Consider the following 15,321-nt stretch of genomic DNA (forward strand, 5'->3'; position numbering starts at 1 on the left):
ACCCCTTGGGGCCGCCTCGGGCAACGGGGTCGCGTCAGCCCTTGCGGCCGGGCCGACCAGTGGCCCCGCCCGGGTCCAGGACTATCTCCACCGCCATCTCAGTGGCCGCGGCATCAAGAAAGGCGCGCATCTCGCGGCGCAGGTGCGGGCTGTAGCGCAGTTGCAGAATCCCGGTGAAGCGGTTGGTCACGGTGAATACCCCGAGGTTGTCGTGGGCTTCGAGCAGGAAGCGGAACAGCCCGATCTTGGACGGCTCCAAGCGCACATAGGTCCGCGCCGAGTGCAGGGGTGGCGGCGGACAGGCCCGCTTGCGTGGTTTTCGTCTGGACGTGTTCTTCATGGTTTGGTCCTAGCCCGAGTCCGGTCGGTTGGCAACAGGCGGGCCGACAGTGGAAGAAAAAGGCCCCGAAGACGGGGCCTTTGGCTTTGATGGGATTGGCCGAGCCTACTTCAGCCCCAGCTCCTTCTTGATGTGCTGGAAGTCGAGGTGGCTGGCCACCAGTTCGGCTCCCTGCTTGATCTTGATGGCGTCGCGCAGCTTGTGGCGGGAGAGGATGTCGTCCATCTTCTTGGCCACGGTGAAGGTGTCCTCGCGGACCATGATGATGGGCGTCTCCAGCACCTCGGAGCGGGTCAGGATGATGTCGTTGGGGTAGAGGTTGCCGGTGAGCACCAGGCAGGGGCAGTCGCCTTCGAGCGCCACCAGCTGGACATCCGAGCGGTCACCGCCCACGATGATGGCCGAGTTCTTCTTCTTGCGGAAGTGGGTCATGAAGTTCTCCACCTGCATGGTGCCGATGAGGAAGGTCTCCACCACGCGCTCGGCCTTGTTGTGGGCCGAGATGATCTTGCCGCCCAGCCGGTCGGCCAGATCGGCCACCTTGATGGCCCCCATGAGCGGGTCGTGGGGGATGACCCCGAGAATCTTGATGCCCTTGGCCTCCAGGGCCGGGCCGAGCAATTGGTCCACCTCGTCCATGAAGTGGGGCGGGATGTCGTTGAGGATGACGCCTGCCAGCTGATCGCCCAGGTGCTCCTTCATGACCATGAGGTAGTCGTATTTCAGTTCCTTCTGGAAGCGGTCGATGATGATCGCCTTGATGCCCAGCTGCCTGATGACCGAGAGGGCGTCGGTGTTGCAGTATCTGCCGGAGTACATGGAGCCCGAGCCCGCCACCAGGGTGACATCCCTGGACGCGGACAGGGTCTTGTAGCTCTCCACGATCTTGTCCAGCAGCCCTTCCATGTTGTTGGAGAACGCCTTGACCTTGAAATCCTGGGTGACCACCACGGGGGAAACCAGCTCCGGGTCCTCGTGAATGCCGAGCACGTCCTGGACAAAGACGGCGTCCTCGTCCCCGAGCTTGCCGTCCACCTCCATGGGCATGGCGCCGACGGGCTTCATGTAGCCCACGTTGAAGCCGTCCTTCTGGAGCTTGAGGCCCAGGCCCATGATGATCATGTTCTTGCCCGAATACCCGGTGGTCGAACCGATGTAGAGACCTGCCATGCCGAATTTCCTCCCTGGTTGTGAAGCGAGCGCGCGGCCTGGGCTCACGGCTCGTCTTGATGACATTGCGAAATAATCAGCCGATGGTCAAGCGCAGGTCTGAAACAAGGGCGCCTTCGGCGTTGACCAGCACCGGGCTGAGCACGGCCTCCTGAATGGAGGGAAAGTCGTTTGCCAGCTGCGACATGGACAAGAGGATGTCCTCGATGGCCGTCAGGTTGACCGGCTCCTCGCCCCGCGCCCCGCGCAGGAGCGGAAAGGAGCGGATTTCGCGCACGATGTCCTGGGCATCCTGGAGCGTGAGGGGGGCCAGCCGGTGGCTGACGTCGCCGAGCATCTCGGAGAGCGGCCCGGCCAGACAGAACGAGAGCAGCGGCCCGAACTGCGGGTCCTGGGTGAAGCGCACCTCCACCTCGCGCGCCTTGATCGGCCCCATGGTCTGGACCATGCAGCCAGCGATGTAGGCGTCGGGGCGCTTGCGCTGGCAGCGGCTGGTGATGGCCAGCCAGGCGTCGCGCACGTCGCGCGGGGTGTGCAGGTCGATGGCCACGCCGCCCACATCGGCCCGGCTCTGGATATGGGGCGAGACGATCTTGAGCGCCACGGGATAGCCGAGCTTCTTGGCCGCGCGCACGGCCTGCTCGCTGGTGCGCACCAGCCGCGTCTCGGGCACGGGCAGCTCATAGGCCGCGGCCACGGTCATGGCGTCGGTAAAGGGCAGCTCGCTTAAGCCCAGCTTGCGCGCCTTGTCGATGACGTGTTCGGCCTTGCCCTTGTCGCGGCGAAAACAGACCTCCACCGGATGGGGCCGGTTGAGCCAACGGTGGTGGGCGAGTATGGCCGCGATGGCGCGGATGGCCGGCTCGGGATAGGCGTAGCAGGGCACGCCCGCGGCCATGAGCATGTCGCGGCCCGGGCCGATGCGCTCGTGGCCCATGAAGCAGGCGAACACGGGCTTGTCGCAGGTCTTGGCCGTGTCGATGATGGCCTGGGCCGTGGCCTTGATCTCGGCCGAGGCCGTGGGCGTGAGCAGCGTCAGGATGGCGTGGGTGGTCTCGTCGGCAGCCACGGCATCCAGCGTGGCCCGGTAGCGGTCCGCCTTTGCGTCGCCAATGATGTCGATGGGGTTGTAGATGGAGGCAAAGGGCGGCAGCGCCAGGGTCAGGGCCTCAAGGCACTGCTGGCCGGGACGGGCCAGGGAGAGTCCGGCCCCTTCGCAGGCATCGGCGGCCAGGATGCCCGGGCCGCCGGAGTTGGTGATCACGGTCAGGTTCGGCCCCTTGGGCAGGGGCTGCTCGGCAAAGGCCCGGGCCAGATCGAAGAGCGCCTCCAGGTCGTGCACCTCGATGATGCCCGCCTGCCTGAATGCGGCGGTGGACGCATCAAGGGACCCGGCCATGGAGCCGGTGTGGCTCGATGTGGCCCGCGCGCCCGAAGGGGTGGTACCCGCCTTGATCATGATCACCGGCTTGGTGCCGGTCACGGCGCGGGCCTTGCGCAGGAATTTTTCGCCGTCGTCCACGCTCTCGAGGTAGCCGATGATGACCCTGGTGTCCGGGTCGTCGCCCAGGGCTTCGAGCACATCCGCCTCGGACAGGGCGGCCTTGTTGCCCAGGCTGACGAATTTGGAGAAGCCGAAGCCCTCGCCGTCGGCCCAGTCGAGGATTGCCGAGCACAGCGCCCCGGACTGGGAGAAGAAGCCGACCGAGCCCTTGGCGGGCATGGCCTGGGCGATGGTGGCGTTGAGGCCGCAGGCTGTGTTGATGAGCCCCAGCGAGTTGGGGCCGAGCAGGGTCATGTTGCGGCGCCGCGCCAGCTCGGCCATCTCCATTTCAAGCTCGAAGCCGTCGCGGCCCGTCTCGCGGAATCCGGCGGTGATGACGCACACGGAGCGGACGTTGGCTTTGGCCAGCTCGGCCAGGGTGGCCAGCACCTGCTTGCGCGGCAGGAGCACCACGGCCAGATCCGGCGCATGGGGCAGCTGGTCTATGGCGGTGTAGACCGGGAGCCCGAGGATTTCACCCCCGGCGGGATTGACGGGAAACAATTTCCCCCTGTACCCTGCGCCCACCAGATTGGCGAGCACCACATGGCCGAGCTTGCCCGGATTGCGCGAGGCACCGATGACGGCCACGGAGTCGGGATTGAACAGGGTGGAGAGGCTGGCGTGTGACTGCATATACCACGGAGAGGTTGAATGGACATCGGCGACCTGCAGCAATGTATCCATCATAGGTTTGGGCAAGTCAAGCTTGTGCGGGCCGCGCTGACCCACAGCTCCTATGCCAACGAGCAGGAGGGGGACGGCGACAACGAGCGGCTGGAGTTCCTGGGCGATGCCGTGCTTGAGCTGTGCGTCTCCGAGGAGGGCTATCGCCGCTTTCCCGACGCCCCCGAGGGGCAGCTGACCCGCATCCGTTCGCAAATGGTCAAGGAGAAGAGCCTGGCCGCCATTGCCAGGGAGCTTGGGCTGGATCGGCACATCCTGCTGGGCAAGGGCGAGGAGCTGCAGGGCGGGCGCGACCGCGACGCCCTGCTGGCCGACGCCTTCGAGGCCCTCATGGGCGCGGTGTTTCTGGACGGCGGATTCGAGGCGGCCCGGCAAACCATCCTGCACATCTTCGAGCACCGGTGGCCCCGGCCCGAGATGCTGCCCGAGACCAAGGACTACAAGAGCCGGTTGCAGGAGGTGGCCCAGGAGCGGTTTCGCGATCGTCCTGTCTACGTGCTGGCCGGGAACAGCGGCCCTGAGCACGAGAAGATTTTCATGGTCGATGCCACCCTGCCCACGGGCGAGATATTTCGCGGCATCAGCACCAGCGTCAAGCGGGCGGAGCAGGAGGCGGCCCGGCTCGCCCTCGACGCCCTCGAACCCGACGAGAACCACACCCCCACTGAAGAGCGGTAGCCGACGCGGCGGGCGCAGGTCCTGCCTTTGGGCCGGACGCGCGCAGACGACCGGCGACCGGAACCCGGCGGCCAGGGGCCGCCGGGCCGGTTCCGATCGTCTTCAGTCGCGTCAGCCGACCCGGTGCGGCTAGCCGCCGATGAGCTGCATGGCCATCCTCGGCAGGGAGTTGGCCTGCGCCAGCATGGCGACAGCGGACTGGGTCATGATCTGGTTGCGCACGAACTCCGTCATCTCCTGGGCGACATCCACGTCGGAGATGCGGGATTCTGCGGCTTGCAGGTTCTCGGCCTGGATTTCCAGGTTGGTGATGGTGTTTTCCAGCCGGTTCTGCATGGAGCCGAGGTTGGCGCGGATCTTGTCCTTGGAGATGATCGCGTCGTTGATGGCTGCCATGGCCGCCTGGGCCAGGGCCTGGGTGGAGATGGCCCTGCCCGCGACCTGTTCTTCCCAGGTGAGTCCTACGCCTTCCCTCAGGGCGGCATTGTGGCCGAGGCCCAGGGCCGAGGCCGTGGACCCCTGGATGGCTACATAGTAGTAGTCCTCGGAGCTGTCGTTGCCTGTGCCGAAGTGGATCTTCAGCGGGCCGGTGGGCGAGAGCCCGGTGCCGTCGTGGTCAACACCCGGGTTGCCCGAGAGGTTGCCGTTGAGCAGGTAAATTCCGTTGAAGTCGGTGGCCATGGCGATACGGCTGATTTCCGAAGACATGGCCTGGTACTCGGAGTCGATGATCAGGCGCTGGTCGGAGTTGTACGTACCGGTGGACGCCTGCATGGCCAGCTCTTTCATGCGGATGAGTTTCTCATCAATGACCTGCAATGCGCCGTCGGCCGTCTGGATGAGCGAAATCGCGTCGGCAGCGTTGCGGATGCCCTGGTGCAGAGAGCTGATTTCCGAGCGCATGAGTTCGCGAATCGCCAGCCCGGCCGCATCATCGGCAGCCGTGCCGACACGCAGACCGGATGACAAACGCCGGGTCGAGACACCAAGGCGGCCGTAGTGGTCCGTCAGGTTCCTCTGGGCGTTCATCGCCATCAGGTTGTGGTTGATAACTAAAGACATCAGAACCCTCCTTGTTCAAACTTCAAATCCATTTGCGCTGTCTTAAGCACTATGTGTGCCAAATAAAGTTTGTTAAGGAATATTAATATATTAACATTCTAAATAATGTCTAGACAGACATTTTTTGCCTAAGGGGAAATCGCCGGGAGCCCTTGGCTCGTCAAGGGATTGCCGCCATGGGGCAGCAAAAAAAGCTCTGTTGGCGCGGCCGTTGGGCGATGGTTCGGCCCGGCCAATGTCTGGGTGAGGGCGAGGCCAGGGACCTGGAGCGAGCCGCAGGGGGTGGCTGGCTGGTCTGGCGTGGTGATCGCGGCCCCGTGATCGCCCCGTGATCGGGTGGTGCAGGGGGTGGCGATTTGATGGCGGACAGGGAGGCCAGGGCGTCGCGGGCTCGGAGTCCGGCTGAAGGGGGGGCCGGGCTGGGCCGCGCCTGCCGGTGGGGCTTGCGGGCGGCAGAACCGGATCGGCCCGGCAGGATGTTCCTGCCGGGCCGGTCGGTGCGGTGCTCCACGCGGGTCAGACGCGGAGCGGTCTTGGAGAAGGCGTCCTCGCGCTGTGGGCGGGACGTCTTGGGTACGTTTCTAGCGCTTCATGGCGATCACTTCGCCGAGCATGGAGTCGACGGTGGTGATGACCTTGGTGTTGGCCTGGAAGCCGCGCTGGGTGGTGATCATGCGCACGAATTCCGTGGCCATGTCCACGTTGGACAGTTCCAGGGCGTTGCCGTCCACGGTGCCCTTGCCGCTTGAGCCTGCCTGGCCGGTCAGGGCCGGGCCGGACTCGCGTGTCTCGGAGAAGAGGTTGCCGCCCTCGCGGCGCAGCCCGTGCTTGTTGGTGAAGGTGGCCAGGGTCAAGGCGTAGAGCTCAAGCACCTGCCCGTTGGAGTAGTGGCCGGTGAGCACGCCCTCGCGGGAGACCGAGATGTTCTGGAGGATGCCCGCCGAGTAGCCGTTCTGGCTCTGGAACAGGGTGGATGAGCCGCCGGTGTTGTAGCTCTGGGTGGCCAGGGCGCTGATGGATGGGTCCCTGAAGTTGGGCAGCCTGCTGGTGTTGGTGGTGTAGGAGAGGGACGCCGCTGCCGCGTTGTCAGGCAGGCCGCCGACGGGCACGGTCCATCCGGTGCTGCCTAGGTCCTTGTTGGACATGCCGAAGTCCATTTGAATGAGGGTGGCGTTGTCGTCGCCGGTCGAGCTGGCGTTGGACTTGCCCAGGAAGTTGGCGGTGAACACGGGGTAGCCGCCGGTGGAGAAGTCGGCCAGGGTCCAGTTGCGCAGATCCTTGGGCCCGCCAGTGCTGCCGCCGTTGGACTTGAGGGTGAAGGCGCTCATGCCGGTGAGCTGGCCGGTGGAGAAGGTCAGGGTGCCGATCATGAGCACGCCGGCGGCTGAGGTCAGGCCCTTGCCGATGGGGGTCAAGGAGCCGTCCGCGCCGCTGAGTGTGCGCTTGTCCACCTGGGGATTGACCGTGACCATGAACTCCCACACAGTGTCGCCGCCCGCGTTGCTCAGGGTGACCGGGTCGAAGTACACGGTCACGTTGTGGGCGGTGCCGATGTCGTCGAACACCTTCATGGTGGTGGAGTAGGCAAAGCGGTTGTTGTCAAGCGGTTTCTCCGCAGCGCCGTTCCAGTTCTCGAACATGGCGAAATAGGGGTGGTCGGTGCTGTTGGACTTGCTCGTGGCCGTGGGGTCGAGGTTGGTCACCACGGTCATGGTCGTGGTGGCCCTGGGCGCGGACTGGAAGTTGTCGAGCCTGATGTCCGTGGGGGTGCCCACGATGCGGGTGGAACCGCTGCCCGTGGGGGTCGCGGTTCCGGCGGCCGACACGGTTGTGGTGGCCTGCTCGACTTCCCAGCCTTGGACCACGTAGCCGTGCGGGTCCACCAGGTAGCCGTCGTTGTCGAAGCGGAAGTTGCCTGCCCGGGTGTAGAGCCTGGCGTCGGTTCCCTTGGGGGAGACGATGAACATGCCGTCACCGGAGATGGCCATGTCCGTGGCCTCGGTGGAGGACTCGAAAGAGCCCTGGCCGAAGTCCGAATAGATGGTGGATATGCGCACGCCGCGACCCACCTGGCCGATGCCGTTGACCGTGGCGAAGTCCTGACTCATGAGGTCCTCGAACTGCATGGTGGTGCCTTTGAAGCCCACGGTGTTGACGTTGGCGAGGTTGTTGCCGATGACCGTCATGCGCTCCGAGTGCACGGTCAGGCCGGTGATGCCCGCGTAGAGAGATGACCCTAAACCCATAACTACCTCCTGTATCTTCTCCAAGAAGCCGGGGCGTTGCCGCTCCGGCGGTTATTGCCTATCCTTCAGCCCCTTCCGAGGTGTCGGTGTCGTCCGTGATGCTCTTGCTGCCCGGGTCCACGATTTCCTTGACGTTGAGGAAGCTGATGAAGCGGCCGTCCTTGAGGCGCAGGTACTGGGTCCCGCCCTCGTTGACCACGGCATCGACCGTGCCCGAGATTTCCGTCTGGACCATGACGGCACCGCCGCTGACGTCGCGGCCCAGGATGCCCACGCCGTAGATGCCGTCGGGCATCAACTGGCCCGCCTCGTTCCGGCCATCCCACTTGTACTGGTAGGTCCCGGCCTCCTTGCTGCCCAGCTCCACGGTGCGGATGATGGCGCCCTCGCCGTCGTAGATGTTCATGAAGATGTTGGTCACGGGCTCGCCAAAACCGTAGTAGATGGTCGAGGCGTTGCCTTCGTTGATGCTGATCTTGTAGCCTTCGGCCTTGATCTCCTTGCCGATGTAGGCGGCGGCGGAGAGCATGTCGGTCTGGGTCATGGCGGAGTTGAGGGACTTGACGCCATCGTTGATGCCGGTCAGCTGCTCAAGGCTTGAGAACTGGGCCAGCTGCGAGGTCATGTCCGTGTCCTGCATGGGGTTGAGCGGGTCCTGGTGCGTCAGCTGGGCCACCAGCAGGGTCAGGAAGTCCTGCTGGGCAAGACTCGTCTTGTTGGTGGGGGTGTTGGACGCGGCCAGCCGCTGCTCCTGTGCGCCAAGATAGACGCCGGTGGTGTCGTAGTATCCCATGACAAACCTCGCTTAGGCGATGACGTGAATGCCGTTTTCGGTTCGCGGTGCGTGGACCGGTTCGCTGAGACCGGCCGCGGCTTCCCCGCCTGTTTCGCCGCGCATGGCACGCATGTGCCTGCGCATGGCGGTCATGATCTCGCGTTCGCGGGCCAGGTTGTGCTGGTCGTTGCCCGCCCAGGTGTTGTCCTGGTTGCCAGCCAGTCCGGCCTGCACGTCGAGCTTCTCGACCTTGAGTCCCTGGCCTTCCAGAGCGCTGCGGATCACTTCGATGTTTTCATTGATGACCCTGGCGGCCTCGGCGTTGTCGGCCCGGATCACGGCGTTGACTTCCTTGCCCTGGACCTGGAGCACGATGCTCAGCTTGCCAAGATTTTCGGGGGTCAGTTGCAGGGTGAGCTGCTTGGTGCCGTTGGTCAGGTTCCTGAACACGGCGTTTTCCACTTGGCGCATCACCTTGGGGGCGTCCACTTTTTCCCAGGCCCGGCTCTGGGTCCTGGAGGCCGTGTCGGCCGCGTCGGTTTTCAGCGCCTGCTCCATGGTTTCGGTCCTGACCTGGGTGCGGCTCTCGGCGGTGCCGGAGTCATCCCTCAGTCTGCCGAAGAAATTGTTCCACGCCTTGTTTGAATCGGACTCGGATTCGGTTCTGGCTTCCGGCTTGGCATCAGCCTTGGCTTCTGATTTGGACTCGCGCCGACCGTTGTCGGTCGTGCTCTCGCCATACTTTTCGGGCAGGGGCTGGCCGCTCTTGCGGGCAACCTCGGCTCCGGCGTTGTCCCGACGGGTGTCCACCGCCTCCTTGAAGTCTTCCTGGACTTGGGCCTGGACTTGGGGCTGGGGCTGGGCCTGGACTTGGGGCTGGACCTGGCTCCTGGCCTGGTTCCTGGCCTCGGCCCTGGGGGCGTCCTCGGCCACCCTGGGCTTGAGGTCCACCGCCGCTTCAAGGTTGCGGGCCGCGCTGCTCTCGCGGGCCTGCTCGCCCATGGCCTGGGCAAAGACCTTGCCCACGGCGCGGACCAGGGAGCGGTCCTTGGCGTCCATGTCGGCCATCTCCTGGCGGATGAGGGTGAAGGCCTCCCGCATCTCCTTGACCGTGGTGGTGGAGCCGAACATCTCCTTGAGCTTGGCAGTGAACTCGCCGGAAAATCCCATGGCTGACGAGAAGGCGACAACCTCCTCCTTGGTCAGCAGAAGCTGCCGGGCCTTGGGCAGTTCGGCCAGCCTGGACTGCAACTCGCTCATGACCTTGTCCTGCTCGCCGTTCTCAAGCCTGGCCACGAGGGTGGCGGACTCCTCGGCCGAGAAGCCGAGCTTGGCGAAGAAGCTGCCCAGCGCGTCCTTGTCCTCGTCGCCAAGGGCGGCCTTGCGCGTCATTTCCATCTTCTCGGCCAGGGCGGTCACGAATTCCTTCCAGGTCATGCCCTCGTCGCTGGTAATCTTCTTTTCCAGGGCCTTGATCTCGTCGTCGCTCAAACCGTAGGCCTTGAGGTCGTCCCTGACCTTTTCAAGGTCCTCCCTGGTCATGCGCTCGTCGCGCTCGTCGCGCTCGGCACGTTCGTCCCTATTGGCGTCGCGAGCCTCGCGGGCGGGCCGGATCGCCTCTTTCCCGGCTTCGCGGGAGCGGTTCTTGGGGTCGCTGGCAACCGTGCGGATTTCTTCCTGGCGCACCGGCGCGGCGTCGAGCATCTTCTCCCTGGTGGCGACCGGGGCCATGGACAGCTCGTTCTCCACCGAGGCGGAATGCATGGCAAAGACCTCGGCAAACATGGACTGTTGATCGTTCCTGCCAAAGGCGGAGAACTTTTGGCCCTTGAGCCTGTCCGTGGTGTCTTGCAAGGGGATGCCGGGAATATTCTGCATGGTTCACTCCTTCGGCATGGCTACAATCAAAAGGTGTGCCAAAGGTGAAATGCAGTCATTTCAGGGCATTGATCCGAGCCGACAGCGGCAGAAAGCGCCGATGAGCGCTTTTGGGCCGAGCCGAGTGGCCTTCCTTGCCGGGTTGGGGGGTGGGGCGGGGTCGGATTCAGGCGCTGACGGCGATGAACCCTTCGAGCATGTCCAGGGCATCTGCCCAGGCGCGGCGGGAGTGGCTGCCGTTGGCCAGGGCCATCTGGACAAAACCGGTCAGGGGCCGGGCCACGGCCGGGCTGTCTGCCCAGAAGGAGTTGGTCAGGAGCGTGCCGGTGCGCAGGCCGTGCTTGAACTGGCGGCCCATCTCCGGAATGTGGTCCAGCAGGGCTCGGGCGGCCTCGGGCGCGGCCTGGGCCACCTCGCCCCAGGCTGCCACTGCAGGGGTCTCGGTGCGGCCGCCCAGCCGCCAGAGGAAGAAGGCGTGCCAGAAGCGGGAGACGAGCCGGTCCGCGTCGGGCGGGGCGGCGTCGAGCCGGTGCAGGGCGTAGAGCCCGCGCCGCCGGGCCGTCCTGAAGAGGGTCAGGCCGGGAAGGGTCAGCCCGGCCAGCTTGTCCGGCCCGTCGCCAGCGACCACGCGCGCGGTCAGGACCGCGATGCGGGCTGGCGTGAAGGGGTCGTGGCAGTGGAGCCTGTCGAGGGAGCACTGCCAGCAGCCCCGGGCGCAGTCCATGTCGGCCCGGAGCACGAGGTGGCCCGGGCCGTAGGGGCCGGTCTCCCACGGGTTGACGTGGCCCATGGACAGGTTGAGGCACTTGAGTCCGGTCCAGGCGGCCAGATGCATGGGGCCGGTGTCCGGGGTGATGAGCAGGGCCAGGGTCTGGCCCACGACCCCGAACTCGTCCAGACCCAGGGTGCCGCACAGGTTGAGGGCCGGAGCCTTGGCCAGGGATATGACCCGGCGGCCCAGATCCTTTTCGGCCGGGCCGCCAAAGAGCACGGGCCGCAGCCCTCGCCCCAGCAGCTCGCGCACGAGATCGGCCCAGAACCGGGCCGAGGGGCGCTTGGCCGGCTCGCTCGCGCCCAGGAACAGGCCCACCCTGACCGTGTCGGGCGGCAGAGTGCGCGGCGGGTCGAAGCGGGTGGTTCCCATGGCCTTGGCCGGGATGGCGTCCAGGGCGTTGAGGTCGGCCCAGTGAAAGCGATTGTAGCGGTTGTTGCCCACCAGGGAGGCCCGGTAGAGCTGCCAGGGGCCGTGGACAAAGCGCACGCCCTCCGGGGTCTGGGTCGGCCCGAGCCGGGCCTCGGCCCGCAGATCGTGGGCCAGCCGGGCCGCTTCCTCGCGGATGCTCAGGTTGATGACCAGCTCGAAATGGTGCTGGCGCAGGCTGTGGACCCCTGTCCACGGCACATAGGTGGCCTTGGGCGAAATGCGCATCAGCGGCTTGGAGAATATCTCCTCGGCGGCCACGAACAGGGGGTGGCCCGGATACTGCCGGGCGAGCCAGAGCATGAGCGGGTAGGAGAGGATCAGGTCTCCCATGCGCTGCATCTGGAGGATGAGAATGGGGCGTTTGGCGCTCATGGGCGGACCGGGGTCAGGCGAAGGTGTCGCGCATGATGGCCATGAGCCGGGCCATGCGATGGTCGTAGGTGTGCTCGGCCAGCACGCGCCTGCGCGCGGCCTGGGCCACGCGGCGGCGCTTGTCCGGGTCGTTTCGGTAGATGTCCACTAGCCCGGGGATCTCGTCGGGGTGGTTGTAGAAGATCACCTCGCTGCCCGGCTCGAACAGCTCCTCCATCTGCCTGCGGTAGTCGGTGAGCAGGAACGCGCCGCAGCAGGGCACGTCGAAAACGCGCTGGTTGACCGCGCCCTTCATCTGCTGGCTGGTGCAGTTGAAGTTGATGTCGCTTTGGGGATAGAAGTCGGGCAGGTCGTCGTAATAGGACAATTCGGGGTGGTAGCGCCAGCCCTTGCGGCCTGCCAGCAGTTGCTTCCAGCCCGGGTCGCCCACGATGAGCGGGGCGTGGTCCAGGATGCGCAGCACGCAGTCGAGCCGATAGAGCAGGGTGGCCTGCCAGGTGAGGAAGGTCTCGAAGGCCTGGATGCGCTCCGGGCTGCCCAGCCCTTCGAAATCCTCGCGCAGCTCGGGGAAGTGGCGCGCCAGGAAGCGGCCCGAGCAGCGCTCGTCGGATTCGCCAAAGGCCCGGGCCACCATGATGCCCGCCTCCACCAGCCGGGGCGGCGGGTTGGACGCCTCCAGCCGCTTGAGGGTCTTGCCCAGCATGGAGTTGCCCACAAAGGAGATGGGCGCGCGCCACGCGGCCACAGGTTTGGTACGGTGCGGCACGAGGCGGGTGGGGTCTGCGGCCAGGGGCAGGTGGTGGACATTGGTGAAGCCCATGGTCTTGAGCGAGTCGATGTTGTCGGCATCCCAGGTGAAGATGGCCGTGCGCATGCCGTGCAGGTTCTGATAGGTGCCCAGGATCAGGTGCGGGTTGTCCACGAACCATGAGGCCAGGGGTACGTCGAAGCGGTGGAGCAGGGCGGCCAGCACGCCCTCGCGGTCCACGCCCAGGTGGTTGACCGTGAGCACGAAATCGGGCCTGAAGGCGGTCAGGGCCGTGACCATGCGCGAGACAAAGGCGTCGAGGTCCATCTCTCTGGTCCCGAAATCCATAACCTGATGCTCCACGCCGAGGCGTTCGCACGCGGCCCTCAATTCGCCGGTCAGGAAATACTGGCTGGTGAGCAGCAGGATGCGCGGCGTGGCGCGGTGGAATTTGGGCCAGGGGCTGGGGGAGGACTGCATAGTCACTCTCACTAACGGCACCCCCGGTTTTTGTCCACTCCGGCGATGGCCGGGCTGACATGGCGCATCGGGGTGTTGCAGCCATGCCCCGGATCGGCCCAAGACGCAAAAACGCCCGCGTCGGCGTGAACCGGCGCGGGCGCGGGATGTCTGTCGGTGCCGCGGATCAGTTGAGCAGGTCGGGCCGGGCGATGTCAACGTCCGCCTGCTGGCGCAGGTTGGTCATGTAGGCGTTGAGGGCCTCGAACTGGTAGTTGCGGTTGGCCTGTTCGAGCCATGCGTCCTTCTGCTCCGCCCAGTCGGCATCCGAGGCCGGGATGATCTCCTTGAGCCGGGCCACGATCACGCCCGCCTCCAGGGCAAAGGGCTCGGGCAGCCACTCGCTGCCCGTGGCACCGAAGGCGGCGTCGGCCAGATTACGGTTCTGGCCCAGGCCGGGCACGAAGCCTTGGCGGTCAAAGGACTCGGAGGTTTTGATGCGTCCCGCCAGTTCAGCCGCTGCCCGCTCGGCGTCAGGGCCGGTCAGACGCTCAAGGACCGCCTGGGCGTCGGCCATGGCCAGCTCAAAGGCCTTGCGCTGGGAGATGGAGGCCATGATGGACTCGCGCACCTCGTCCAGCGGCAGGGGCGCGGCCGGGATGTCCTCGACCTTCTCCACCAGCATGTAGCCGCCGTCGATGGAGAGCGGGGTCTTGTGCGATTCGCCCGTGGGGATGCGCATGACCACGCCCGCCGCCTCGGGAGTCAGGCCAAAGCCCTGGACAAGCCCCTGGGCCGGGATGGGGCTGGAGGTCACGGCGAGCATGCCCAGCTCGTCGGCCACGGCGTCGAGGGCCATGCCCGAGGCCAGGAGGTCCATGGCCTCGTCGAGCAGGTCCGAGACCTGATCCGACGCCTTTTCCTCGGCAATGGCCCGACTGATGTCCTGTCTGACGTCGTCAAGGGCCAGTTCCCCGGCCTCCTTGCGGTCCTCGACAAATATGATGTGCCAGCCGAACTGGGTGCGCAGCGGCTCGGTGACCTGTCCCTCGGGGGTGGCAAAGGCCGCCGCCTCGAACTCGGGCACCATGTCGCCCCGGCCGAACCAGCCGAGGTCGCCGCCGCCAGGGGCGCTGGGGCCTTCGGAATGCTGCCGGGCCAGTGCCGCGAAATCGCCGCCCGCCTTGGCCAGGGCATGCACCGCGTCGATGCGTTTGCGGGCGTCGGCCTGTTTCTCTTCGGAGTCCGAGTCGCTAGTCTGGATCAGGATGTGGCTGGCCTTGACCGCCTCCTCCTGGCGCATGGTGGCGGCGTTGGCCCGGAAGTAGGCCTCGATCTCCTCGTCGCTCACCTCCTGGCGGGCGGCGAGGTCCCTGGGCGTGAAGAGCAGATAGCGCACGCGCACCTGCTCGGGCACCATGAAGCGGGCCTCGTTGGCCGTGTAGAATTCCTCCACCTCGGCCTCGTTCACGCTCGCGCGGGCGAGAAAATCGGCCGGGGCGGAAAGGATGTAGTCCACCCGCGCCTCCTCGCCGACCCAGTCGAAGATCTGGCGGGCCTGTTCGGGCGTGGCCAGGGCGGTCCTGCGGATCATGTCCGTGACCTTGCCCGCGATGAGTTCGCGCTTGAAACTGGTTTCGAACTGGGTGGGTGTCATGCGGATGGAGCGCAGGGCGGCCAGATAGATGTCGCGGTCAAAGGCCCCGGCCTGGTTCCAGAAGTAGGACTGGCGGGTGATGGCCGCAAAGACTTCTTCGTCCGAGGCGGTGATGCCCAGCCGGGCGGCTTCGTCCAGGAGCAGCCGGTTGTTGATCAGCTCGCCCAGCACCATCTGCTTGAACTGCGGGTCCTGCAACTGGGCCGGGGTCACTTCGGGATTGGTGCTGCGCAGCCCCTCGGCCGCGCGCTGAAAGGCGTCCTCGAACTCGGCCCTGGTGATGATCTGGTTGTTGACCGTGGCCAGCACCGGGTCCTGTCCGGTGTCGAGCCCGCTCATGCCAAAGGCGAAGACAAAGACCACGATGATGATACCAAACAGGATCTTGACGATCCATCCCGAGGCGTTTTCACGCATTATTTCTAGCATTGCTACTCCACAGGGGCGCGTTTGACCGCACGGCCGGGGCGGACCCGGGCGGCGGCAGCGTTCGTGTCAGTCG

11 protein-coding genes are annotated in these 15,321 nt (G+C 65.8%); 1 reads left to right on the forward strand and 10 read right to left on the reverse strand.

The window, feature by feature from the left end; translation table 11 throughout:
* Positions 1 to 34: 34 nt before the first annotated feature.
* The 3 genes from QQS14_RS08370 to QQS14_RS08380 all read right to left on the reverse strand — a co-directional run bounded on the left by QQS14_RS08370 (position 35) and on the right by QQS14_RS08380 (position 3,689).
* Entirely contained in the window at positions 35 to 340 is a 306-nt protein-coding gene (locus QQS14_RS08370; RefSeq protein WP_285906528.1) for a DUF4911 domain-containing protein, read from the reverse strand.
* A 105-nt stretch (positions 341 to 445) separates the two neighbouring features.
* A complete protein-coding gene (locus QQS14_RS08375) occupies positions 446 to 1,510 on the reverse strand; it encodes a phosphotransacetylase family protein (protein WP_285906529.1) in 1,065 nt (354 codons plus the stop codon).
* Between the two features lie 76 nt (positions 1,511 to 1,586).
* Entirely contained in the window at positions 1,587 to 3,689 is a 2,103-nt protein-coding gene (locus QQS14_RS08380) for an acetate--CoA ligase family protein (RefSeq protein ID WP_285906530.1), read from the reverse strand.
* Positions 3,690 to 3,707: 18 nt separating this feature from the next.
* On the opposite strand from QQS14_RS08380, the gene rnc reads away from it, so the two are divergent.
* Positions 3,708 to 4,418, forward strand: a complete 711-nt coding sequence (rnc, locus tag QQS14_RS08385) for a ribonuclease III (protein ID WP_285906531.1) — start codon at positions 3,708 to 3,710, stop codon at positions 4,416 to 4,418.
* Between the two features lie 129 nt (positions 4,419 to 4,547).
* On the opposite strand, the gene QQS14_RS08390 is transcribed toward rnc, so the two are convergent.
* The 7 genes from QQS14_RS08390 to QQS14_RS08420 all read right to left on the reverse strand — a co-directional run bounded on the left by QQS14_RS08390 (position 4,548) and on the right by QQS14_RS08420 (position 15,248).
* Positions 4,548 to 5,480 (reverse strand): flagellin N-terminal helical domain-containing protein, encoded by a 933-nt coding sequence (locus QQS14_RS08390; RefSeq protein WP_285906532.1) that lies wholly within the window; start codon positions 5,478 to 5,480, stop codon positions 4,548 to 4,550.
* 581 nt (positions 5,481 to 6,061) lie between these two features.
* Positions 6,062 to 7,726, reverse strand: a complete 1,665-nt coding sequence (locus tag QQS14_RS08395; RefSeq protein ID WP_285906533.1) for a flagellar hook protein FlgE — start codon at positions 7,724 to 7,726, stop codon at positions 6,062 to 6,064.
* A 58-nt stretch (positions 7,727 to 7,784) separates the two neighbouring features.
* A complete protein-coding gene (locus QQS14_RS08400) occupies positions 7,785 to 8,519 on the reverse strand; it encodes a flagellar hook assembly protein FlgD (protein WP_285906534.1) in 735 nt (244 codons plus the stop codon).
* Positions 8,520 to 8,531: 12 nt separating this feature from the next.
* Positions 8,532 to 10,379 carry a flagellar hook-length control protein FliK gene (locus QQS14_RS08405; RefSeq protein WP_285906535.1) on the reverse strand — a complete coding sequence of 616 codons (1,848 nt, stop codon included), beginning with the start codon at positions 10,377 to 10,379 and terminating at the stop codon, positions 8,532 to 8,534.
* Between the two features lie 166 nt (positions 10,380 to 10,545).
* Entirely contained in the window at positions 10,546 to 11,955 is a 1,410-nt protein-coding gene (locus QQS14_RS08410; protein WP_285906536.1) for a glycosyltransferase family 9 protein, read from the reverse strand.
* A 13-nt stretch (positions 11,956 to 11,968) separates the two neighbouring features.
* A complete protein-coding gene (locus QQS14_RS08415) occupies positions 11,969 to 13,183 on the reverse strand; it encodes a CgeB family protein (protein WP_285906537.1) in 1,215 nt (404 codons plus the stop codon).
* Between the two features lie 166 nt (positions 13,184 to 13,349).
* Positions 13,350 to 15,248: a SurA N-terminal domain-containing protein gene (locus QQS14_RS08420; protein ID WP_285906538.1), complete on the reverse strand. Its 1,899-nt coding sequence runs from the start codon at positions 15,246 to 15,248 to the stop codon at positions 13,350 to 13,352.
* Positions 15,249 to 15,321 lie beyond the last annotated feature (73 nt).

This window comes from Pseudodesulfovibrio pelocollis (assembly GCF_030282845.1).
In the GTDB taxonomy this organism is placed as follows: domain Bacteria; phylum Desulfobacterota; class Desulfovibrionia; order Desulfovibrionales; family Desulfovibrionaceae; genus Pseudodesulfovibrio; species Pseudodesulfovibrio pelocollis.

Bases quoted from the DNA above. Each gene is read 5' to 3' on its own strand.
- QQS14_RS08380 (WP_285906530.1), bottom strand. From the start codon at position 3,689: ATGCAGTCACACGCCAGCCTCTCCACCCTGTTCAATCCCGACTCCGTG.
- QQS14_RS08375 (WP_285906529.1), bottom strand. From the start codon at position 1,510: ATGGCAGGTCTCTACATCGGTTCGACCACCGGGTATTCGGGCAAGAAC.
- QQS14_RS08405 (WP_285906535.1), bottom strand. From the start codon at position 10,379: ATGCAGAATATTCCCGGCATCCCCTTGCAAGACACCACGGACAGGCTC.
- QQS14_RS08420 (WP_285906538.1), bottom strand. From the start codon at position 15,248: ATGCTAGAAATAATGCGTGAAAACGCCTCGGGATGGATCGTCAAGATC.
- rnc (WP_285906531.1), top strand. From the start codon at position 3,708: ATGGACATCGGCGACCTGCAGCAATGTATCCATCATAGGTTTGGGCAA.
- QQS14_RS08400 (WP_285906534.1), bottom strand. From the start codon at position 8,519: ATGGGATACTACGACACCACCGGCGTCTATCTTGGCGCACAGGAGCAG.
- QQS14_RS08410 (WP_285906536.1), bottom strand. From the start codon at position 11,955: ATGAGCGCCAAACGCCCCATTCTCATCCTCCAGATGCAGCGCATGGGA.
- QQS14_RS08415 (WP_285906537.1), bottom strand. From the start codon at position 13,183: ATGCAGTCCTCCCCCAGCCCCTGGCCCAAATTCCACCGCGCCACGCCG.
- QQS14_RS08390 (WP_285906532.1), bottom strand. From the start codon at position 5,480: ATGTCTTTAGTTATCAACCACAACCTGATGGCGATGAACGCCCAGAGG.
- QQS14_RS08395 (WP_285906533.1), bottom strand. From the start codon at position 7,726: ATGGGTTTAGGGTCATCTCTCTACGCGGGCATCACCGGCCTGACCGTG.
- QQS14_RS08370 (WP_285906528.1), bottom strand. From the start codon at position 340: ATGAAGAACACGTCCAGACGAAAACCACGCAAGCGGGCCTGTCCGCCG.